The sequence below is a fragment of the Chitinophaga sp. Cy-1792 genome, assembly GCF_011752935.1.
GTDB lineage: Bacteria > Bacteroidota > Bacteroidia > Chitinophagales > Chitinophagaceae > Chitinophaga.
Genome location: NZ_VWWO01000001.1, coordinates 2,426,144 through 2,448,691, shown reverse-complemented (window position 1 = coordinate 2,448,691; position 22,548 = coordinate 2,426,144). Strand labels below are relative to the sequence as shown.

General features: G+C 46.2%; 21 protein-coding genes. 7 read left to right on the top strand and 14 right to left on the bottom strand.

Translation table 11 applies throughout. The annotated features are described in order from the left end of the window. Nucleotides 1–124 precede the first annotated feature (124 nt). The gene (locus F3J22_RS10020; RefSeq protein ID WP_167016672.1) at nucleotides 125–2,029 is read left to right on the top strand and encodes a hypothetical protein; all 1,905 of its coding nucleotides are present in this window, start codon (nucleotides 125–127) and stop codon (nucleotides 2,027–2,029) included. A 101-nt stretch (nucleotides 2,030–2,130) separates the two neighbouring features. Here the strand turns inward: F3J22_RS10020 and F3J22_RS10015 are convergent, their stop codons facing one another. Next, nucleotides 2,131–2,673 carry a hypothetical protein gene (locus F3J22_RS10015; protein ID WP_167016670.1) on the bottom strand — a complete coding sequence of 181 codons (543 nt, stop codon included), beginning with the start codon at nucleotides 2,671–2,673 and terminating at the stop codon, nucleotides 2,131–2,133. Nucleotides 2,674–2,766: 93 nt separating this feature from the next. Here F3J22_RS10015 and F3J22_RS10010 point away from each other — a divergent pair, with 93 nt between their 5' ends. Beyond that, nucleotides 2,767–3,129, top strand: a complete 363-nt coding sequence (locus tag F3J22_RS10010) for a DUF2200 domain-containing protein (protein ID WP_167016668.1) — start codon at nucleotides 2,767–2,769, stop codon at nucleotides 3,127–3,129. Between the two features lie 56 nt (nucleotides 3,130–3,185). Here the strand turns inward: F3J22_RS10010 and F3J22_RS10005 are convergent, their stop codons facing one another. Further along, entirely contained in the window at nucleotides 3,186–4,838 is a 1,653-nt protein-coding gene (locus tag F3J22_RS10005; RefSeq protein WP_167016666.1) for a glycosyl hydrolase family 18 protein, read from the bottom strand. Between the two features lie 129 nt (nucleotides 4,839–4,967). Here F3J22_RS10005 and F3J22_RS10000 point away from each other — a divergent pair, with 129 nt between their 5' ends. After that, nucleotides 4,968–5,381, top strand: a complete 414-nt coding sequence (locus F3J22_RS10000) for a DUF2809 domain-containing protein (protein ID WP_167016665.1) — start codon at nucleotides 4,968–4,970, stop codon at nucleotides 5,379–5,381. A 118-nt stretch (nucleotides 5,382–5,499) separates the two neighbouring features. On the opposite strand, the gene F3J22_RS09995 is transcribed toward F3J22_RS10000, so the two are convergent. The 4 genes from F3J22_RS09995 to F3J22_RS09980 all read right to left on the bottom strand — a co-directional run bounded on the left by F3J22_RS09995 (nucleotide 5,500) and on the right by F3J22_RS09980 (nucleotide 14,637). After that, nucleotides 5,500–7,587, bottom strand: coding sequence for a glycoside hydrolase family 97 protein (locus tag F3J22_RS09995; protein ID WP_167016664.1), 2,088 nt, complete (start codon nucleotides 7,585–7,587; stop codon nucleotides 5,500–5,502). Between the two features lie 171 nt (nucleotides 7,588–7,758). Then, nucleotides 7,759–9,582 carry a RagB/SusD family nutrient uptake outer membrane protein gene (locus F3J22_RS09990; protein WP_167016663.1) on the bottom strand — a complete coding sequence of 608 codons (1,824 nt, stop codon included), beginning with the start codon at nucleotides 9,580–9,582 and terminating at the stop codon, nucleotides 7,759–7,761. Nucleotides 9,583–9,600: 18 nt separating this feature from the next. Next, nucleotides 9,601–12,738 (bottom strand): TonB-dependent receptor, encoded by a 3,138-nt coding sequence (locus tag F3J22_RS09985; protein WP_167016662.1) that lies wholly within the window; start codon nucleotides 12,736–12,738, stop codon nucleotides 9,601–9,603. A 300-nt stretch (nucleotides 12,739–13,038) separates the two neighbouring features. Continuing rightward, the gene (locus tag F3J22_RS09980; RefSeq protein WP_167016660.1) at nucleotides 13,039–14,637 is read right to left on the bottom strand and encodes a DUF6377 domain-containing protein; all 1,599 of its coding nucleotides are present in this window, start codon (nucleotides 14,635–14,637) and stop codon (nucleotides 13,039–13,041) included. 259 nt (nucleotides 14,638–14,896) lie between these two features. On the opposite strand from F3J22_RS09980, the gene F3J22_RS09975 reads away from it, so the two are divergent. After that, nucleotides 14,897–15,208 carry a type II toxin-antitoxin system HigB family toxin gene (locus tag F3J22_RS09975; RefSeq protein WP_167016658.1) on the top strand — a complete coding sequence of 104 codons (312 nt, stop codon included), beginning with the start codon at nucleotides 14,897–14,899 and terminating at the stop codon, nucleotides 15,206–15,208. Nucleotides 15,209–15,227: 19 nt separating this feature from the next. After that, nucleotides 15,228–15,605: a helix-turn-helix domain-containing protein gene (locus F3J22_RS09970; RefSeq protein ID WP_167016656.1), complete on the top strand. Its 378-nt coding sequence runs from the start codon at nucleotides 15,228–15,230 to the stop codon at nucleotides 15,603–15,605. Nucleotides 15,606–15,712: 107 nt separating this feature from the next. Here the strand turns inward: F3J22_RS09970 and F3J22_RS09965 are convergent, their stop codons facing one another. From F3J22_RS09965 to F3J22_RS09940, 6 genes are all read right to left on the bottom strand, one after another. Continuing rightward, a complete protein-coding gene (locus F3J22_RS09965) occupies nucleotides 15,713–16,072 on the bottom strand; it encodes a SnoaL-like domain-containing protein (RefSeq protein ID WP_167016654.1) in 360 nt (119 codons plus the stop codon). Between the two features lie 126 nt (nucleotides 16,073–16,198). After that, nucleotides 16,199–16,660 (bottom strand): DoxX family protein, encoded by a 462-nt coding sequence (locus tag F3J22_RS09960; protein ID WP_167016652.1) that lies wholly within the window; start codon nucleotides 16,658–16,660, stop codon nucleotides 16,199–16,201. A 7-nt stretch (nucleotides 16,661–16,667) separates the two neighbouring features. Then, complete coding sequence (locus F3J22_RS09955) at nucleotides 16,668–17,423, bottom strand: DUF2063 domain-containing protein (protein WP_167016650.1); 756 nt, start codon at nucleotides 17,421–17,423, stop codon at nucleotides 16,668–16,670. Continuing rightward, nucleotides 17,398–18,225, bottom strand: a complete 828-nt coding sequence (locus tag F3J22_RS09950; protein WP_167016648.1) for a DUF692 domain-containing protein — start codon at nucleotides 18,223–18,225, stop codon at nucleotides 17,398–17,400. Before F3J22_RS09950 ends, F3J22_RS09955 begins: the two co-directional genes overlap by 26 nt. A gap of 62 nt (nucleotides 18,226–18,287) precedes the next feature. Then, nucleotides 18,288–18,620 carry a hypothetical protein gene (locus F3J22_RS09945; RefSeq protein WP_167016646.1) on the bottom strand — a complete coding sequence of 111 codons (333 nt, stop codon included), beginning with the start codon at nucleotides 18,618–18,620 and terminating at the stop codon, nucleotides 18,288–18,290. Between the two features lie 182 nt (nucleotides 18,621–18,802). Continuing rightward, on the bottom strand, nucleotides 18,803–18,988 hold the full coding sequence (locus F3J22_RS09940) for a hypothetical protein (protein WP_167016644.1): 186 nt from the start codon (nucleotides 18,986–18,988) through the stop codon (nucleotides 18,803–18,805). A 126-nt stretch (nucleotides 18,989–19,114) separates the two neighbouring features. Here F3J22_RS09940 and F3J22_RS09935 point away from each other — a divergent pair, with 126 nt between their 5' ends. After that, the gene (locus F3J22_RS09935; protein ID WP_167016642.1) at nucleotides 19,115–19,837 is read left to right on the top strand and encodes a hypothetical protein; all 723 of its coding nucleotides are present in this window, start codon (nucleotides 19,115–19,117) and stop codon (nucleotides 19,835–19,837) included. Here the strand turns inward: F3J22_RS09935 and F3J22_RS09930 are convergent. Next, nucleotides 19,812–20,684 (bottom strand): hypothetical protein, encoded by an 873-nt coding sequence (locus F3J22_RS09930; protein ID WP_167016640.1) that lies wholly within the window; start codon nucleotides 20,682–20,684, stop codon nucleotides 19,812–19,814. The genes F3J22_RS09935 and F3J22_RS09930 overlap by 26 nt on opposite strands. Before the next feature lie 54 nt (nucleotides 20,685–20,738). After that, complete coding sequence (locus F3J22_RS09925) at nucleotides 20,739–21,722, bottom strand: acyl transferase (protein WP_167016638.1); 984 nt, start codon at nucleotides 21,720–21,722, stop codon at nucleotides 20,739–20,741. 146 nt (nucleotides 21,723–21,868) lie between these two features. Here F3J22_RS09925 and F3J22_RS09920 point away from each other — a divergent pair, with 146 nt between their 5' ends. Continuing rightward, nucleotides 21,869–22,321 (top strand): hypothetical protein, encoded by a 453-nt coding sequence (locus F3J22_RS09920; RefSeq protein WP_167016636.1) that lies wholly within the window; start codon nucleotides 21,869–21,871, stop codon nucleotides 22,319–22,321. Nucleotides 22,322–22,548: the final 227 nt, after the last annotated feature.

The following is a 22,548-nucleotide window of genomic DNA, read 5'->3' as shown; positions in this document are numbered from 1 at the left end:
TAATGCCGGTAATATATAAAAATATCGTTTCCTGTAGCAGTAAAATTTACAGAAGGCAATTCATCAGAATATTTCTCTTTTCTTAGGCAGATACAATATCTTACCCCACTATTCCGCGTAAGATATGTTATCAAGAAGAAGATTTATCAGCAATACAGCCATAGGCGCCACGGGTATCATCGGGAGTTTGTACGCAGGCCCCGGTATGGCTTTTCCTTCGTCTTCGCCTTCGGCAGATGACCCACTACACGATGTCAGCAGCGATTTATTAGCGCTCTGGGGAAAAACCCTGTTATCCATGCAGGTGAAAGATAGCAGCAGTCCACATTACGGCACGCTCATCTACCCCGCTGAAAATCAGGTCCATGGCCGCAGCGCCGACACGATATTCCCATTCATGTACCTCGCCGCGCATACCGGCAACCACGCCTACGTAGATGCGTCCGTGTTACTGTACCAATGGATGGAACGCACCGTTTCCCAGGACGACGGCTCCTGGTTCAACGAACCAAAACCCGGCTCCTGGAAAGGAACAACCGTATTCACCACCATCGCACTGGCAGAAACATTACTGCATTACGATCAGCTGCTCGATACCGGTTTCAAACAACAAATCCGCGACAGACTCCATAAAAGCGGGGATTATATCTGCAATAACTTCTCCGTAACATATGGTAATATCAACTACCCGGTATCTGCCACCTACGCGTTGACATTACTGGACGAACTCCTATCCGTGCCGCGTTACAGCCAGAAAGCCAAAGCCCTCGCTGATGATGCACTGAAATATTTTACTAAAAACAATCACCTGCTCAGCGGCGAAGGTGGCCCTATCAATACACCCAGCCCCAAAGGCTGCTACAGTGTAGACCTGGGCTACAACGTGGAAGAATCTCTGCCGGCGCTGGTGCAGTATGCCATGCATACCAAAAACGAGGAACTCCTCGAGGTAGTTTGCACTTCCATGAAATCGCACCTGCAGTTCATGCTGCCGGATGGTGGATGGGACAACAGCTGGGGTACCCGCAATTATAAATGGACCTACTGGGGCAGCAGAACCTCTGATGGCTGCCAGCCCGCCTATGCCTTGCTGGCACATAAAGATCCGGCGTTCTATAAGGCTGCGCTGCAGAACACACGCCTGATGCAGCAAAACACACATAACGGCATCCTCTACGGCGGCCCGCATGAATATGATCACGGACTCACACCATGCCTGCACCATACGTTTACACATGCTAAAGCACTGGCCACCATTCTCGAAAAAAAATATACCGTGCCTGCTAAAAAGCCGGAAAAAATCCTGCTGCCAAGAGAATCCGCCGAACCGATCACATTCATAGAAGACATACAAACCACGCTGGTAGCCACCGACAGCCTAAGGGCAACTGTTACCGTATACGATAGAAATTACAAGGATTTTAAAGCCGGCCATGCTTCCGGCGGAGCACTCACTATGCTATGGCATAAAAAAATGGGGGTGCTGCTATGTGCCAGCATGAACGAATACCAGCTGTGGGAAGCAGATAACATGCAACCCGACAAGTACCACGCCATGCCGCTAACTCCGCGACTGGAGGTAACATATAACGGTGTTACCTATACGAATATACAGGACCTGAATGCCACTATGCATTGTGAAAAAGAAGGTAATAACGTTGTCGTATATACGAAATCCGTATTAAAAGATAAGAACCAGCAACTGCCTGATGGCGTTGAAATAGCAGCGGACATCACCTATATATTTTCAGATCATGGCCTACAGATAAAATATCAGTGTACTAAAAATCATCTGCCTACAAAATTTGTACTCCCGCTGATATCATCTTCCAATGAAAAAATGAAAATGATAAATGACTATTCCTGCCAGGTAACAAAGCCCGGAGGAAAAGTAATAATAACTGCAAAATCACCCCCCAGATTCGATATAATGGAATACAAACGCATATTCAATTATGTACCGGGACTGGAAGCTATCCCCTTTGAGATTTCAGGACCGGAAGGAGAAATCCACCTCATGACCATCTAAAAACATAAGCGAAGCGCCCACCCGCCGCTCATTAAAACAAACAAAATGCCCTACTCTGCCGAAGGCGGAGGAGGGCATTTTAATATAATCAGTTCTATGCTTTAAAAGGTACTGAATGGCCCCGCCCCATAAGGCGCATAGCCATAACCATAATAATTACTTCTGCTAACGCTTACACTGCCGGAAATAGAGAAGGTCTTATCCTTACTGATATACATCAGGCCAACATTAGCGGCGGGATTAATACCGGTATTGTTCATCTGGCCCTGCATAGGCCCATACCCAATGGCTTTATTCATTACCGGCTGGAACATGGCGCCATTCATATGCATCATATAGGGCGTTACCGATAGTCCGCCGAAAGCGTATACATTATCCGTAATCCTCCTGTTGAGCTGCATCGCCAGCGGGGCAGACAAATAACTCACCGACCCACCCTTAAATGCCATAATGCCGGTGGAAATGCCGGTATATTTGGTCACAAACCATTTCTTAGGATGGTAGTTGATATTAGAATCGGCTACCGGGGCAGTATTGCCCAGGATGGACGGCGTATTGTACGCTGCGCCCGGATATACAGGGAGCTGCGCCTTTACGGCCATGCCGGACATTAAAACTGCGATGAATATGATTGCGCGTTTCATGGTATGAAGATAACCATCCTTTTTGTTAATATTGCTAAGGAAATCATAATATTTCGACCTGTACCGTAGTAACCATCCACAAAACCTAATTGTATGGACAATTCAAACTCCCACGATCAGCGCATCGCCGCTATGACATTTGCCTCCGTATATCCTTCCTATCTGGCAAAGGTAGAACGGAAAGGCAGGACCAAAGAGGAACTGCATCAGGTTATCCACTGGCTGACAGGTTTCAGTGATGCAAAATTACTGGAGCTGATAGCGGAAAAAGCTACGTTTGAGACCTTCTTTCAAAAGGCAAAACTCAACCCCAATGCGGGTTTGATCACCGGCGTTATCTGTGGCTACCGCGTAGAAGATATTGAAAACCCGCTCACACAAAAAGTCCGTTACCTGGATAAACTCGTAGATGAGCTGGCAAAAGGTAAGAAGATGGAGAAGATATTGAGAAGCTGATAAAAAAAGCAGCCTCTGAATCGAGACTGCTTCTACACTATGGCTGAGGAAAGAAATTACTGAACAACGATCTTCTGCGTATACTGCTTACCGTCGCTGAATATTTCCAGGAAATAGGTGCCTGCCGCCACATTACCCACCTTCACCGTAAAGCTGGCAGTGGTTTCCTGCTGCTGCTGAATCGCTTGTCTGCCTGCACTTAGCAGTACTGCTTTGATAGCGCTTTTGCCGCTATAGTCAGGAACCTTAACATAAATATTACCGCCTGCCACTACCGGGTTAGGATAAACATTCAGCGTATGATTTACAGTAGCTTTCTCTGCATCTGGCGCCATGGTAGCGATTTGCAGCGCAGGGTTAGCGGTAACGGCGGCACTGGTAACTGCTGTCGTAGATCCCACTACATTGCCCACTACGGTATAGTTAAATGACTCCCAGGTACCTTTAGCTGTCCTGTTGGCGGTCATGGCTGCAGCGCCATTTTCAGAACTGATATAGCCGCCATTGTTACACAGCAATGAAATGGTGCCATTACTGTTGGTAATCCAGGTAAACTGCTCCCAGGCCTGCGCGGTAGCACGGTTGCAGTTAATAGCCTGTGTGCCGTTTTCGGAAGAAACATACTTGGCCATAGAACGCAATGCGATCTTGCCGCCGCCGGCATCCAATACGGAAAACTGTTCCCAGGTACCTGGCGTAGCGCGGGTGCAGGTCATGGCGGTGGTGCCATTCTCTCCACTTACATACAGCCCGTTATTGCCTTTTAGCGTAATCACCTTGCCGATAGGCGCTGATGATGGCGTACTACGCGCTACTACCACGTCATTAATCGCTGATACCAGTGAATTGGCGCCGGTAACATCCTGCGAAAGCTCCCAGATCATGATACCGCTGCCCTGATCAAAGGCCAGATTGGTTTTCTGCTTGATCGTATTGATGCCATTATATCCTACATTACCAAATACATCGGCATAGGGATCTGCTCCTCTGGCTACCAGCTGCGCAAACGATTCCCAGGTAGGACGGCCATAGAAAGGCACACCCAGCGTCAGTTTGGATGCCGGCAACCCACGACCAAGCCAGTACGACACCGACTGTGTGGCATACGTGTAGGTAGAGTGATCAAAGTTGTTGTAGTCATAGGCCATCAGATTGTAGAAGTCTACCAGCGCAAAGGCACTGCTGAGGATACTGGCGCCTCCTGTGCCCACCACAGCACCTGTCAGCAGTTTACCATTATTATGCATGGTGGTGCTGAGTTGCGTCATAAGGGAGATGTAGTTGTTGGCAGAAGCACCCGCATCCGGGTACTCCCAGTCAATATCCACTCCATCCAGTCCATACTGGTTAACAAAATTGACCATGTTGTTGACAAAGGTGGTACGGTAGCTGCTGTTGGCAGCCAGGCTCTCGAAGCCGCTGTCATCGCCATTATTCCAGCCACCAACAGATATCAGCACCTTCACATTATTGGCATGTGCGGTACTGACAAGACTCTGCAGTTTGCTGGGGTTGTCGATTGCCTGCAAGCCTCCTGTTGCAGTGGGTAACAAAAAGGCATAATTGATGTGCGTCAGCTTACTGTACTGCACACTGCTTACACTACCAGACCAGCTTGGCATATAACCAACTACCCGGAATGGCGTTTGTGCCCTGACAGATAAAAAACAGATTAACAAAAGTAACAACGTGGATAGACGTGTCTTCATAAGGGGAATTTTACAGGTGAGGAATTAGAATATAAGCGTCATGACAAAAATATTCTTCAACTATACAAGTCGAAACTTTAACACTACGACATTACTACGTCAGCTACTTAATATTATTTTTGTACCCTGATGAACAACAACTTACGCATACGCCTATACTACGTTCTTTTGCTGGCTGTTACCATGTGGGCCGGCCTCGCTACCAGGCATACGCCCGACCTGTTCCCGAAATTTATCAGTGAGTATGGGGGAGATATCCTCTACGCGACCTTCGCTGTATTCGGGTTACGCTTCCTCTGGCTGAAGCCTGCCCTCTGGAAGATTCTCCTGGCCGGCTTTATCTATTGTGTGCTGATAGAAATACAGCAGTGCTGCCAGGCTCCCTGGCTGGTACAGCTCCGTAACACCTTCCCTTTCGGTCTTATATTAGGTTATGGCTTTCTATGGAGCGATATCGTTTGCTATGCCGCCGGTGTATTGCTTGCCTGGCCTTTCTGCCTGGTGGGTGAAAAGATATGGAAGTCTGGTAACGCCAGGGTATAAACGAAATACTGCCGGTATATTGCAGTGGGTTGCTGCAATTGATATCAGGTTGCATACTAAAAACAAAACGGCTGTACCATAGAGGTACAACCGCTTTGGCTCTATCATCCATTTATCATCACTTAACCGGCACCACACTTACAGCAGCCCCGCCTCCTTTTGCCAGGCGGAGGTGTAAAACAGTTTTTGTATCTGCTGATATATGATCGATCTTATAGGCTTCCGGATTGGTCTTCCAATCGGCATCCTTTGCATCACCATATACAGTAACGTTATATCGCTTTCCTTTTTCCAGGAAGTTCAGTGGGATATCCACAGTATGGGCATTTTCATCGGTAATGGAGCCGATAAACCAGCTGCCGGCACTGCGGCGCGCTATGGTGACATAATCGCCCGGTTCGGCTTCTATCACCCTTGATTCGTCCCAGGTCAGCGGTACATCCCTGATAAACTGAAAGGCGTCCATATGCGCTTCATAGTTTTCGGGATAGTCGGCCGCCATTTGTACTGGGCTGTACATGGTCACATAGAGCGCCAGCTGTTTGGCCAGTGTAGTATGTACCTGCTTACTCGAATCAGGTCCGAAATACCGGATTTTGAAGATACCTGGGGTATAGTCCATCGGGCCGCCCATCAGTCGTGTAAATGGTAAAATTGTTTCATGTTCCGGCTCATTACCCGTACTGAATGCATTGTATTCATTACCCCTGGCCGATTCTGACGCCATCCAGTTGGGCCAGGTACGATGCAGGCCTGTAGGGCGCATCGGTTCATGACTATCCAATGTCACCTGGTGTTTCGCCGCCATCTGTGCCACCCGCTCATAATGATTGACCATCCATTGCCCATCGTGGTGTTCGCCACGGGGAATGATCCTGCCCACATAACCTGTTTTTACACTTTTGTAGCCGTATCGGTTCATCAGGTCAAAGGCCTGCTCCATGCGGCGTTCGTAATTGGTAGCGGAACCGGATGTTTCATTGTGCATGATCATGGCAACGCCTTTGGACCTGGCATAGGCGCTAATGCCGGGCAGATCAAAGTCCGGATAAGGTGTTACAAAATCGAATACTTCTTCTTTCCAGTTGCCGAACCAATCTTCCCAGCCAGTATTCCAGCCTTCTACGAGCACGCCATCGATGTTATTGGCAGCAGCGAAGTCGATGTATTTTTTAACGTTGGCCGTAGTGGCGCCGTGGCGGCCACTGGGCACGAGATGCCCTGCCGCATCGGTACTGTCGGCATAGTCGGAATAACTCCAGGTGCTCTTGCCTGTCTGCATCTCCCACCATACCCCCACAAATTTCATTGGCTTAATCCAGGACGTATTGTCCAGCTTTGATGGTTCATTCAGATTAACGATCATTCGGGAAGATAAAATATCCGCTGCCTTATCACTCACAATGATGGTACGCCACGGTGTCTTAAATGGCGCATGCAGATAAGCCTTGTTACCTGCTGCATCCGGGACCAGACTGGCACTGAAAGCACAGGCTTCTCTGTTGGTATGCAGCTGCATCGCAGGATAGTTCACCAGCGCCGCTTCATGGATATTGATATACAACCCGTCGGCAGATTTCATCATCAGTGGTGTTTGCACGGCAGTAGCATCGGGCGCTACACGTACAGCAATGGCGGTAGATGATTCCACCATCTTCCTGTTGTCTATCTCAGATATTTTAGAAGTCGTATATGGATACTCGTTAGTATCATAATCACCGGGAATCCAGAAAGTTTTATGATCGCCGGCCATGTTGAATGCAGTACGTTCATCCGCTACCACGAAGTATTGCAGCCCGTCCTGTTTAGGAAACTCATAACGGAACCCTACACCGTCTGCGAATACACGAAATTCAATATTCAGCTGACGGTAAGGCTTTTCATTTTCCTGTAATCTTACCTGCAGCTGGCGGTAATGGTTGCGGATATCTTTCTCTTCTCCCCATACCGGCTGCCAGGTTTCATCTGTTTCTTTCACATCGCTACCCAACAAACGAAAGTTGCGGTAAAAGGTACTATCATCATTTAGTACAAACCCCATCTGCGATGGCAATACCACCGGCTTTCCCTTATATGAGACGGCATAAACAGGCTGGCCGGCTTTGTCCAGCGCAAAGGTTAATTTAACATTCTCCGTCTCAACTGTCTGTGCATCCGCTGTAAACCATACCAGCAAAACAGCTAAGCCGAGTGTAAGTCTTCTCATTAGCATATCGTCTGTAAAAATTATTGATGAAGGAATCTGTTTCCCTGCAAAGAATTATTTGGTAGTATCGCCACCGCTGGTGGCGATACTACCGTTGAGATAACCGATGCCTTCGGTCTCAGTTATCTCAACGGGAAAAAATAAGTCTGTATTTACTTTGCGGGAAATACCCTAGTAGCCGGGATTATTCTTCCCTTGCAGGGCAGGGTTGGCGTTCAGTTCAGTAATAGGTAAAGGCCATGCATATGCCTTGTCGTCCCATGTCAGCTGGCCGGCAACCGTTCTGGTAGTTTTAAAATAGGCGGCTTCTGTTGCGCCCAGGTGCCAGCGGCAAATGTCGAACCACCAATGGCCTTCATTGAATAACTCTGCCCAGCGTTCATAATACAAAGGATTATGACCAAGTACAGGATCACCGGAAGCTGCCGCAGGTGTAGCATCTGTAATCGTTTTATAATCAATGGCGGAAGGAGTATTCACCGGCAGATTATAAGCCCTGCGCCTTACCTTATTCAGGTATTCCAGGCCAGTAGCATTGTCGCCGGATTTAATGCTGGCTTCTGCATACAGTAAGTATACATCTGCCAGACGGAGCAGGTAGATGTTTGCACCATCTGCAGGGCCTACATTTAAAATTGAATTAAATACGGGTGCATATTTTCTGAAATTCCAGCCCAGCTTGGTAGCGATATCAGCATCTCCGAAAATATAATTCGGACGTGATACAGGACGCCAGTTCTGGCCATCTAATTTTACAGAATCCAGCCATGGCTGAAAACAGTTGACATATAAACGCGGATCTACTGTCTGATTAGTTCTTGCTGCCATTGCCTTCGCTTTATATACCGGGTCCATTACTTTCGCAGGATTGGTGTAGCTGGCCGGCTGACTGCTGTTAAATTTCGGATTATCTACCAACGTAAAGCTACCCAGGGAATAACCGAAACGCTCCACATTTCTGTCGTGCAAACCATCGTTTCCACCATAGCCCATAGCGATGGAACTTCCCTCTGTTCCATCATCTCCCAGCGCATACGGAGGCCAGATCAAACCATTGATGGTAGTAGCATTCGCCGCACCGGAGAACACACCGTAACCACCTTTGGAATCCTGATCTACGTTCAGTTCAAAAATTGATTCTTCATTGAATTCATTGGCAGTAATACCAATAAATGCATCGCGATATTTCGTATATGGCATCAGGCTTTTACCACTGTTATTGATAACATCCTGTAATACCGGCAATGCTTTATCATAACTTTTTCTGAATACATATACCTTACCCAGCAAGGATTTGGCAGCCCATTCATTCACACGCCCCACTTCATCAGCACCCCATACTTTACCTTTCAGCAAGGTAGCAGATGTCTGCAAATCGCTGATAACCTGGTTCCAGACAGACTGAATACCCGCACGTGGACGCTGCGTTTCAGCTAACAGCTTGGCCGACTTTGTAAACAGCGGTACACCAAGCGTATCACCGGCACCAGGATTTACCAGGTAGTCCTCTCCATAAAGATTTTCCATCCAGAAATAATAATAGGCACGGAGAAAATAAGCTTGCCCGCGTATATAATCTATGTTCGGCTGATCGCCTTTCTTCGCATAGTTCTTCTCATAAAAATCAGCTGCTTCCAATGCTACGTTGGCGTTTTTAACACCGGCGCCTAAAGCGAGGAAGTTCATGGAAATAAAACCGTTGCCGGAGGTCAGGGTAGTGGTATTGATAAACCCTTTCCAGTCACCGTCCGTATAGTTTGCATCCGCATGGTGCGTACAGTTGGCCAGCATTTTAGGCAGCAGGGTAAATCCGAACAGGTACTGATCACGGAGATTGGAATAAGCCGGCGTCAGCGTACTGTTCAGGGCTTCCATGTTGGACGGATAGTTATTGGCGAGGTACTGGTCTTTCGGATATTGTACACCCGGATCTTTCTTACAACCCGTAGCCAGCGCCATTGATATTAGTATTACAGCAGATATTTTCTTGTACATGTCTTTAAGTTTTAAGCATTAGAAATTAACATCCAGTCCAACAGAATAAATTTTTGCCTGTGGATACTGTGGCACTGCATCTACGCCCCTGGTGGTTACACCTACACTGGTTCCTACGAAACCTGCGGTAGACTGAACAGAATATGCACTGCCGATTTCAGGATCTATACCGGAATATTTGGTGATGGTAAACAGGTTGTTAGCCATTACAAATAAGCGGGCAGATTGAATGCTTACTTTTCTTAAAAAGGTATTATTGAACGTATACCCGATCTGCAGGTTTTTCAGTTTGAGATAGCTGCCGCTTTCAACGAAATAGCTGCTCGGAGAATTATAGTTGTTATTTGGGTCCAGTGATCCATCGTAACCCAATACACGTGGGGCATTGGTTACTTTATTGTCACCAAAGAAAGAGGTCGTGAATACTTTGGAGGTAGCATTACCATCCCCAAACGGAGAATAGGAATAGGCTTTCACACCGTTGAAGATATCCACACCGGCTACACCGTTGAACAACATCGCCACATCAAATCCTTTGTAACCCAGGCGGATGTTAGCACCATACACCAGTTTAGGATTCGGATTACCAATCACCTGACGGTCGGCAGCATTTATTTCACCGTTCTTGTCGAGGTCTTCATAATGCAGGTCGCCGGCATGAGAAACTTTGTAATTCACGGTCTGAACGGATGCTTCTTTGTCGGTCTGGAATATGCCGATTACCTTGTAGCCCCAGAAGGAACCAAATGGCAGCCCTGCTTTGGTTACTGTCAGCGGTGCAGTACCCATCAGGTTATAACCGCTCTGATCGAGGTTATTATAATAGTTACGGCCATCGTACAATGCATCATTATTGATACCATCCAGGTCAACAACGCGGTTCTTATTGAAGCTCAGTGTGGTGCTTACATCATAGGTAAATTTACCGGCATGATCTCTGTAGCCCAGTAAGATATCCCAGCCCTTGCTGTTAACCTTACCGATATTTACAAAATAAGGCGCCGCATAGCCGGAGCTGGCGGCTAACGGCAACGCATATAGCATATCTTTTGTATTGCGGTTATAATATTCTACAGAGAAATATAACCTGCCATTCAGCGCTTCTCCATCTATACCCACATTGCTTTCATAAACCGTTTCCCAGTGCAGGTTAGGGTTTGAAACGGAATTGATGGAGTTGGCCACCAGCAAGGTACCATTCGGTGAAAAGTTCTGTGCTCCGTTGGCAATACCGCTACTACCTGTAAACTGGCTATAGGTGGCGAGATAGGAATACGGCGGAATATTGCTGTTACCCAATGTACCATAGCTGCCACGCAGTTTCAGCATATTTACGGCGCTGGTCAGCGGCCTGAAGAAATTTTCATCGCTGATCGTCCAGCCGGCAGATCCTGCACCAAATACGCCTTTCTGCATTCCAGGGCCAAATACGGTGTAGTTGGCATCCTGTCTGATAGAACCCGTGATATAATATTTATTGGCGTAGTTGTAGCTGATACGTCCGAACATCGATTTCACCAATCCCTGCGGATCGTTCTTACCACTCATGGCGAGTGCGGAGTTGGTCGTCTGAACAAATGCATAGCCTGGTAAACCGACCGCACTTTCCGAAGCTATCAGGTTGCTGAATTTAGAAGTAATCTGCTCAAAACCTGCAATGGCGTTGAGGTTATGTTTACCAAAAGCCTGATCATAGGTCAGCACATAGTTACTCAGCAGCTGAGAACTGCGGATGCTTGTTTTAGTGAGCGAGTTGGCAGTAGGTGTACCCGGTCCGAAATTGCTGTTATCCTGGAAATAATCCTGCGCCTGATCGAAGTAGGAATAACCGAGATTAGCCCTGAAACTCAGGTGCAACGGCAGTTTGATGTCTGCAAATACATTTCCCTGCAGGTTATTTTTAATATCGGTGATATCGGCAGAATTGATAACACCTAATGGGTTGGGCGCACCAAAGTCAAAATTATATCCCGGAGGGGCTGTACCAATTTTACCATCTTTATTATATAACGGCATAGTAGGAATAGAGCGGAAAACAGCGTTTTTCAGCATGGATTCCACCGGGCCGTTCGGCTGCGTTTTACGCTGGGAAAGCGCTAATTGTTCACCTATTTTAATATACTTTCCAAGCTTATATTCTGTATTCACACGTGCCCCACCGATGTTGGAATAGTTCCTGATCAGGATACCATCCTGTTTGTTGTAGAACCCGGAAAAGAGGTAGTTCACCACCGGAGAGGAGCCGGCAACAGAGAGGTTATAGTTCTGTTCAGTACCATTGCGGTACAACACATCCATCCAGTCGGTATTGGCCAGGGTATCGGTGTGCTGTGCTGATTTATAACGGCCCGGGAACAGTACATTCTCCATTTTGATATAGTCGTTTTTATCCAGCATCTTCACCAGCTTAGGTTTGGTAGATCCATAGCGTGCGCTGAAGTTGATGGCAGGCTGCTGGCTGTTACCGCGTTTGGTGGTGATAACAATTACACCGCCGGCGGCGGCAGAGCCATAGATAGCAGCAGCACTGGCGTCTTTGAGGATATCGATGGTAGCAATGTCCTGGACGTTGATGTTATCTCCGGGAACACGCACGCCATCAACAATGTACAAAGGCGCCGGCTGATGCAGGGATGACAGACCTCTTACAATGATGGTAGGTGTTGCATCAGGCGCACCTGAATTCTTGATAACTTCCACACCTGCCGCACGACCCTGTAACGCTTCTGTAGCATTGGTTACAGGCATATTTTTAATCTGGGTGCCACTCACGGAAGAAATGGCGCCGGTAAGGTCTTTACGTTTCTGGGTACCATACCCCACTACCACCACTTCACTTAAATTACCCTTGTCTGTTTGCAGGGCCACCTGGAAAGTCTGTTTATCTTTTACGGGTATACGCTGTGTTTCATACCCTACAAATGTCACCAATAATACGCTGCCGGCACCTGGTACCGTGATGGAGAAATTACCGTTGGCATCCGACTGTGTACCGGTTTTGCCTCCTTGTACAGCAACAGTAGCACCAGGTAGGGGCTGACCGTTTTCTCCGGTAATCTTACCGCTCACCACCCTGTTTTGTGCAATGGTTACGTTTACCAGAAAAAATAGCAGGAAGCTGAGCATTGCGGTTGCAAGCAATCTGTTTTTAATCATAACTGGGAATTTTTTGGAATTCGAAATAGGTCGGCAATAGCCGGTAAGGGAATCTCTTTTTAGTGAATAATGGAATTTGATTGATAAAAATGATGGTAGCTGTTTATTCCACATCTACCGACAGTACCATGGACGGAAGCAAAGAAAGACCCTTGAGAAAGGTTTCTCAAAATATATGCGGGAAGTATAAGGAAATATGGGGAAATCAAACAAATATTACCATCTAACTAAATGATAATCAAAATAATAAAAACATATTAATAATAGTAAAATATAATAATTCTGGAAAGAAATCAGGCTTTATACTGCCTGTATAGACATGATTTTTCGCTCAAATTCCTCGTTAGGCACCACAGATTTATTCTTGATTTTTGTCTTGTAGGTATTAATGGTATTAACAGAATATTGCAGGATATGCGCAATCTTTTCCGGGTCGTGTATCCCTAAACGTATCAGTGCGAATATGCGTAAGTCGGTATTCATCAACTCTCCTTCTTTTAATTCGATCTGGTGCTCTCTTAAAAACAACTGATTAAATTCCGCGATAAAATTCGGATAGAGTTTCAGGAAGATGCGGTCGAAATCCTGCAGCAGGTAATTCTTTTCTGCCCGGAGGTTTATATTATTGGAGAGGGCTTTGATATCCTCAAATTTTCGGTCACGGATTTTCTGTTCCAGGTTACGTTTGAAGATCTCAATCTTATCAAAGAATTCGCTGTTGGCATTAAAGAAGTAACCGATATATTCTTCTTTAATGCTATTGGCTTCTTTCAGACGCTGGTTGATTTCCTGTTCTTTAGCATGGGCCCGGGTGATGGTCAGCTGGGCGAGTTTCAGTTTCTTCACCTGCCGCTGCACCGTGAGGATCAGCAAAATCACGCCTATTAACAAAAACGTGACAACAGTCGCGTAGGTAATCCAGGTACGTTCCTGCTTTTTAACCATACTCAGTTTCTCACTTTCAATCAACGGCAGGATATCCGTGATTTTTACTTTCCGTTGCCGGGCGCCATAGGCGGCTGCATCGGAGGTGGCAAGCTGGATACAGGTAGAAGCATCCTTTACATTTCCCTGCTGGTATAGCAAGGTCGCCAGGTTAAAAGCGGCTGAAGTTTCCCTGGTGCTTGATTTAATATCGGCATCTGTTGCCGCAATGAGTTGTAATATAGCTGCTTCATACTGCTGCCGCTGTATATAGATATCACTCACCGTAGATGCAGCCAGGGCAATCTCATGATAACTTAACCCTTTCCGGGCCAGCAGTTTATTATATATAGCTAATGCCGCTTCGTTGTTTCGCAACCGGATATTTTTCAGCCCGTTGTAATATTCGTAGTCAAAGGAGCCCGGCTGCATCAGTGCCAGGGCGCTATCCATGGCACGGTTGCCTTCATCTACGTTGGCTGTCTTCAGGTTGTTATCGCTGCCAAAATCCGCCATATCATAATGAAAGCGCCCTTTCAGCAGGTAGAACTCTGAGCGCAGGCTATCAGGCAGAAAATCCATCCGGATATTATTCAGCGAATCTGCCGCATCCTTGAAGAAGCCCGCTGAAATCAGGGAGAAACATAGCTTCAGCTTAGCCTGCTGTATCAGCGTTTTGTTATTCAGCTGCATGGCTACCTCCTGCAATTTTAGCGCATAGGTATGTGCAGAGTCATAACGAAAAGCCTTAAACTCTTCGTACAACTGTAAATAAATACCAAACCGCTCAGCTACACTGGGTGATGCCAGCAATCCGGCTTTTATTCTTCTGATATTGGATTCTTTCAGCGAATCATAATGTGGTGCATCTGCAATTGTTTGGTTGAGTTGTTTCAGTGCAGCATCAACGGACTGCTGCGAAAACGAGGGGAACCAACATAAAGTCAGCACAGTCAGCAATGTTATATAGCGCATACCAAGGTATAAAGGCAACTTTTGCGAAAAATAGGAAATTATTGGTGATTTCCGGCAAAAGAATGAATCAAAGCAAGATAAATCAAATGAAAACAAAGTTTTCAAATAAAAACTTTGTTTTCATTTGAAAAAATACATTTACATTTGTAGCTGAAGCTTTCCATTGAGTAATCCCAAGTTGTAAGAAATCATAATAATCATTTATATCTAATCTATTTAACCATGAAAGCAATTGTAACAGTTAAACAAGTACAGAGAAATGAGAATTATTTCAATGCCTCCAATTTTGGCTTATGCAAATAAACATCCAACATCAGCCCAGGCGCTAGGTGATTGGTGCCAAAAAATCAGAAATGTAACTTGCCGAAATTTGAATGAACTAAAAAAAGTTGTATCAGGCTCTGTCGACTATGTAGGTGGAGATGCACTATTTATTTTCAATATTGGAGGAAACAAGTGCCGATTATTGGCTGCAATTCATTTTAACACCCAACTGGTTTATATTCGGGCTGTTTTAACACATAAAGAATATGATGAATATAATAAAAATGGAACCTTGCTAAACCTTTAACAAGGACAAATCAAGTATCATGAAAATCTCAACAAAACAGGAATATTTCTCTGCAATGGCGGAAATTGAAGGGCTTTATCAAAAAGGCTTTTCAAAATTAAACCAAAAAGAAGAAAAAAGGTTAGGGGTATTATCTGAAGCGATTGAGGCCTGGGAGACTGTACATTATCCCATGCCATCAAAGCCCGATTTCCCGGCAATTATTACCTACCTACTTGAAAGCAACAAATTAACTCAAGCTGCACTAGCAGAAGAATTAAATATTTCAAAAGGTTTTTTAAGCCAATTACGACATGGCTACAAGGCACCTAATACTGAAGTACTGACTGCCATTCACTATAAATTCCATATAGATGGAAATCTACTTCTTGAAAGCCTACCATATAGTAACCGTTAATATAATGATACTAAAACGGTTACTGTATGGTTAGAAAATTCTAGTAGTAAGTTTGACAGGTATTAATTTACACTATACTGCTGTCTATCAACAGTAAAAAAGAACATCTACATAAAAAACTGCTCGCTGATAATCTTCCCGTCCTTTGTCACATACACACAAATCTCCGACATCTGCATTCTGTCCTGCCCTTTCATGGTCAGGTCCATATTCAGCACAACAGTAAAGGATTTGCCGGCAACCAGCGGCTGTGAGAAAGAAATATCGTGGTATTTCTCCACCATACTTTCAAATTTTTCGCCTTTGGCATAAATACCTTTCAGGCCATGGGTTTCCTTTTCGAAAGCCGGTGTAGCATAAGGTTCAATGCTGACCGCGTTTTCGGCGTATAATTCTTTCTGTGCTGCTTCAAAATCTCCCTTACTGCAAAGTTCAATTAATCTTGCTGCAATAGCTGCGGTGGTCATAATACAATGGTTTTATATTGGATGAAGATTCTCTGTTACTAAGTTCACATATTAATGCGAAGGAAACGCAGGTACCATGTTAATTTTATTTATTTTTTCGGGAGATGATATGCATTTGCACTACTGTTAACGCCAGCTCCCTTTCATTTTCCTGTTCTTTTTTCTTTCATTGAAGATAAGATGATCGAAGGATAATCTGCCGGCGCCATAAGCCAGCAAAGTAAATAACATGATGAAATAATATAAGGGTATTTCAAACCCATTATTGCCGGCTTCAAAGCCGTTCTGCCAGTGTACGGTGGCAATCGCTACGATCATACTTATCATCAACGGAATGGTGATATACCGGACAAATAAACCCAGCGACAGCAGCACCACGCCTAACGATTCACAAATAGCCACTACATAGGCATTCGTATATGGTAAGATGATATGCAATTGCGCAAACCAGTCACCGATTGCATTGATATCCTTCCATTTTCTTAATGCGGGGATTAAAAAGCCATACGCCAATACCAGCCGCATCATCAGCAGCGGTATATCTTTCAGCGATGCCCATACCCTTACCCATACTGCATTAAATCCCATATCTTCATCATTTAAAACCTAAAACAAATTTCCGCTGTCGCATATCTTCCAGGAAAGCCACCGTATCCTGCTCCAGGGAATCCATTGCTGTTATATTCAACTGCAACGCATATTCCAGGATATCAGACAGGGTAACGCCCATGGATAATTGCTCTGTCACAATAGCCAGCCATGGCGACAAATCGGTAAACTGAACATATCCTGTGTCCGGTTCACGAAAAAGCAGCACAAAGTATGTGCCTTCTCTTTGCAGCAGCTGTTTCTTTTTTCTTTCCAGGTGTACGGGATACCTGAAACTCAACAAGGTATGTTCAGGATTCAAAACAACCTGATCATCTTTCCAGTGGCCGTTTTCGCGGCAATCAGGCACTGGCTTGTCAGCCATATTGAACAGCTCCGTTTCCGCCCATTCAAAGTATAATAAATCAAGCAGCCACGGCGTTTCGAACGTCTCGTTCCAGTTATTTTCCACAGCATAGGTGTAGAATTCCAGCGGCAGTTTCCACATCTGGGTAGCGCTGCAGGCATGATTGCTGAAGAAATCCTGTATCATCCGGTTCCATTTCCGCTTTGGCAGGTTGGCGAAAGCAACGGGGAAGGCGGACTCCATGGCATCATTGATCACATTAAAAACCAGCTGCCTGTAATATTGCATACGGTCGCTGCTGGCACCTGGAATGGCCACCTTTTTACCGGTACGGCACCAGGAAGAAAATGCCTGTTGTATCCGGTGGGTATCAGGCTGTAAGTGCGTGTTTGGCATGCCAGTGTTTTTGACAGATAGATTGAAGACGATGGATTTCGCCCTGTAATTCTTCCAGCTGAGGAAAGTTAAAATCCCGCTCCAGGAGTACCGGTACGGGCTTCAGTCGTTGTATCGCCCAGTCAAACAGCTCATATACCGGATCGATCACTGCCTGTCCGTGGGTATCAATAATCAGGTCAGGGGCTACCTGTTCATGGCCGGCCATATGGATATAGGCTACTTTATCTGCCGGCAGGGCGGCAATAAACTGCTTCGCGTCGTACTGGTGGTTAAATGCGTTTACATATACATTGTTCACGTCCAGCAGCAGCTGACATCCGGAGCGCTGCGCTATTTCATTGATAAAATCCACCTCACTCATCTCTGCCGCCACAGGCGTATAATACGATACAATTTCCATTACCAGCGGCCTTTGCAGAAACTCCTGGACCTGCTGTATCCGTTCGCTGATATGCTTCACCGCATCCATCCTGAAAGGAATGGGCAGCAGATCGTACATATGCGCATTGTCACATTTGGAATAACTCAGGTGCTCTGAGTAGATCCTTACCTGGTATTCGTCCAGAAATGACCGGATGTACCGGAGAAATTCCATGTCCAGCGGCTCCGGACTGCCTATCGACAACGACAGCCCATGACATAGCACCGGGTATCGTTCCACTGCCTGATGTAATATTTTCTTCCAGTAACCACCGATGCCCATCCAGTTTTCCGGCGCAAACTCAATGAATTCGGGCCTTAAATGGTCACCGGATAGCAACGCTTCAGCCATCTCTCTGCGAAAACCTATGCCTACCATAGTCATAATTTGAGGTAATAAGACCGGCATACCTTGCGGATGGCCGGCCTTACTGTGAAAAATTATTTGCCGGATTTAGTTTTGGTACTGTCTTTGGCCATACCTTTACCTTTTCCTTTTCCACCTTTTTTACCGCCACATTTGCCTTCACCACATTTTCCCTGTCCGCATTTACCTTCTTTAGCCTTGTGTACGGAATCTTTTTTCGCACCGCAGTTCAGCTCCAGGCCGGCAGCGTTGGTAGTCGTACCGGTTAATGTACTGCGTACAGCCGCTCCTGACCCCAGGTTGGTGTAGCTCACCGGTTTAGCATTTGCAAGTGTTGCAAGACTCAGGATAGCGCCGGCAACAAGCGATCCGGATAACAGTACTTTTTTGTCGGATTTGTTTTTCATGATGTGTGATTTATTTATCGGGTAAAAAATAATTACAGGAAAATAAGTAAGCAATCCTTACTACATTCAGCACATGGATCCGGAAGGGCAATCAGACAGGGCCATGATTAAACGCAGGCTAATATTTTCTGTCTAAAATCTTAATTGGCAATATGGTTAGGCAGGATGAGCCCCTGCAAAGTTTAAAACGCAGGAGGTCTGGCATTGTTCACCGGGGTGAATTCCTCCTGTATACGGAAGGTATAAAAATCTACCGGTTTTTCGATCATGACAGGTTTCCGAACGGCTTTTTTCTGACTGGGCAGATACCTAAACCCTTGCTGGCAGCGGAAAGATTCATCGAAACTTCCTATTAAAGCAATTTGCACTATTTTTGACCAACAGTAACCAGGAAAGGGCCGCTATTCAGGCTCGTTCCTTACTTATACTAACGTACATCCATATACTATACCTTACGGATAGTTTCAGGTGACAAAACATGAAATTATTAGCCCATGAACAATCAGACGCCTCCTGTAACTTCCACCTACTTTGTTGCGCTGGTGAAAGATTACCTACAAGGACTGAAAACTAAAACGGAAGTGCTATCCGACATTGCTCCTGTCCGGGCCGGCCTGGATATCCCGGCCACGGATGAGGTTACCCGGCAGGTTATTGTTACAGCCCGCCAGTTAAATGAGGATATTTATGAAGAGATGATCACCGCGATCGCCCATGCTACAGATACCACACCTACAAGGGCAGGCATGGTACATCACCTGAAAGCATTATTGCAGGGCAGTATCAGCGAGGCCGACTTCAGGCAATGGGCCACCTGGCACAATGAACCCGGCACAGATACCGGCGGCGGCTTCTTTGACGACCTGGCGGTAGACTATTTCTGTACACGCCTGGTGCCACAATCCGGCCAGGAACTGACCGGTCACCATTATGAAAAGGCGCTGGAAATATTCAGCCATAAGGCAGAACAGCCACTGAAAGATAAAGTAGCACTCGTTTTACTCACCGAAAAGGAACAACAACGCTTCCTGTTCTATATCGGCGATTATACCGCCGGCCACCATACCCCCGAACAGCTGGACGTTTACCTGATGAACCGCTTCGGAATGGACCATTATTCCTTCCCTTATATGGCGGAAATCACCGCGCTGGTGAACAATCCTTCCAAACTTCCGCAGCTGCTGCAAATGGCTAGGAATGGGGCTTCTCTTGTCTGATAATATCTGAAACAGCTATACGACGGGGCTCTCCATTAACAATGGCGGTAGTGGTAGTAGCCCTGACAGCGCCATCGCTATACGTCAGCAAAGTTTCCAGCGGCAGCGATACCGGCACAATGCCACCCGCTGCCTGGATATCGGCCAGTTGCTGATGGTAAGGCTCCGGAATGTGTATGTACCCGCCGAAAAGCGTATGTATCGTTGCCGGCAGCCAGATATGGGCACTCACCAGGGATACCGGGGCTGTACTGTCGGACATGGCCAGGCTATCTGCCGCAAATTCATCGCACAATATTCCTTCTATCTCCTTTTGCTGGCCCGTTTTCGCCAGCTTCTCCATAAAATCCCACTCTCCCGGGTATACCGGACTCACCTCATCTAACTTCAGTGCTTCCTTTTCGCCGCTGCCTATACGATGTATGGCTGTCATACTCAGCTGGGCCGCATGGAGGAAGTCGGCAAAATACTGGTACCGGGCGCCATTCTGGTTATCTTCAATATTTACAGCGAGTTGTGGCTTTTCGCTGCTGTAGCAGATGGTGATATGCTGACGCACTTCCGGGTCTGCGGTATCCTTCCAGGTTTTAGTTTCCTGGTAGATGGCAATATCATATTCATATACGGAGTCTAACTGCACTTTTTCATCGCCGCCGATGATCAGCGAGGGCGCTGTGATGGGCTTCCCCGGTGTTTCATAGGGGCCTTCATCCAGCTGAAAGGTGTCTTTCGGCATCCCCGTCAGCTGTCGGAAACGATCTTTTACCTGTTTGAACAGCTGGGCCTGCGCAGCGGAGGAAATAAGCAGGCACGCACATACGAGGGATAGTATCACCCGGATCTTCATAGGCATAGGTTTATGCCGGGCAATATACATTAAAATATTTTACAATAAAAAGGATCAGCTGACCATGAGGCTACAACCGCGCAGGGCGGAATTATCGAGTCGGCCGAGTACTTCAAAACGGCCGTCATCATGAATTTTGCCGATATCATCTGTGGCGATGAACGCACAGGAGTAGATATTGGCCAGGTCGATCACATTGATAACACCAGCGCCTTTTCCTGTCTTCAGGTCGAAGGGGTCGTTTTCATCGCGGAGCAATATACGCATCCATGGCGGTGTCATAAAAAGCCCGTTGCCTTTGGAGTAGGCCTGCGATAAAAGCTCCGTCATACCGTATTCGGCATGGACTACCTCAACGCCTAAACGTTCTTTGAGGTACTGGTGCACTTCGTCGCGGGTCCATTCTTCGCGGCGCCCTTTCATCCCACCGGTTTCCATCACGATGGTATTTTTCAGGTGCAGGGTATATTTCTCTGCAAAATCCAGCAGTCCGAAGGTAACCCCTATCAGCAGCACTTTTTGTCCGCGGGCTTCCAGGGCCTGTAGCTCCTGGTATAATTTATCGTGTTCGTACAGATAGAATCCACTTTCCAGCTTGCCGCTACGTTCAATCATTACCTGCACCATGCGTACCAGGCTGGAATGCTGACGCTCGAGGTAAGAAGGCAGCAGTCCTACAATAACGTAGTCGCTCACCGGTCCGTAAAACTGTTCAAAAGCAATCATGAAGCTGCGGGTGTAGATGTCCGCATCTTTCACGAAATGTTTGCTGTTGATCGTTTGGGTGGTGCCACTGCTTTCAAACAGCAGTTCCGGCTCAAAGTTGCCGCATACTACTTTATGTGTTTTAAAGAATTGTATGGGGAGATAGGGAATTTCGAGGAGGGAGGACACGGTATCCGGGTTGATATGCAGGGCATCCGTATAGGCACGGTAGATGTCATTTTCGCGGTACTGATAGCGAAAAACGTCCAGTGCGGCGGCTTCCAGGCCCGCTGGCTGTAAAGAAAAAATCAAATCCGGTGATACTCCACTCATCTGTTGATAGCTTTTAAAACCTCACAAAGGTAAAGAGAAGAATAATTTTCACCGCAGTAAGTAACAATTGATCTGAAAAAACGTTAATAAGAAGTAACGAAGACGGCTATATTTGTATATTACCTAAATTAACGTAGGTTTGTTTTATGAAGAAATTCCTGTTTTTATTCCTGTTTGCAGCCATGGCATACGCTTGTAACAAAGACAACTATGGCCCGAAACCCATTCTCACGTTCGAAGGCTATAGCATTCCATCCATAGATAGTAATACAGCGCAGTTACAGGTATTTTTCCGTGTAAAAGACGGCGACGGGGATATTGACAGCAGTATTTACTGGACGAAACACTTCTATATTACACCTAACCCTGTTCCTGGTGAAGTAAGGAGCAAAATGCCGGAAATCGGTGAAAATTTCGGAAAAAGTGTAAATGCACAGGTATCACTCGTATTAAATGGCTCTATGGACTTTGGTGGCTGGGTGGAGCATACAAACCCCCGCCCGGACAGTATCTGGTTCACGGCATATGTGATCGACGCTGCCGGCAACTCCAGCGACACCATCACTACTAAAAGAATACCGATCTTCAAGGTCAATTAAGTGGCCGGATCTGCAAATATTTCCAGACAGGGATTCCTTTTATGAAGGAATCCCTGTTTTTTTATGCCTTGTCTGCAGCCGGAAAAAATATTTCCGGGCCTTCCAGCCCGACCAGACGCATCTGTCGGGCCAGCATCCGGGAAAATAATATGACAAACATGCCCGGAAAGAGTTACAGCAGCATACCTTTGTGGTAAGTTAACAGGCTGGCTGCACCGCCAGCCTCC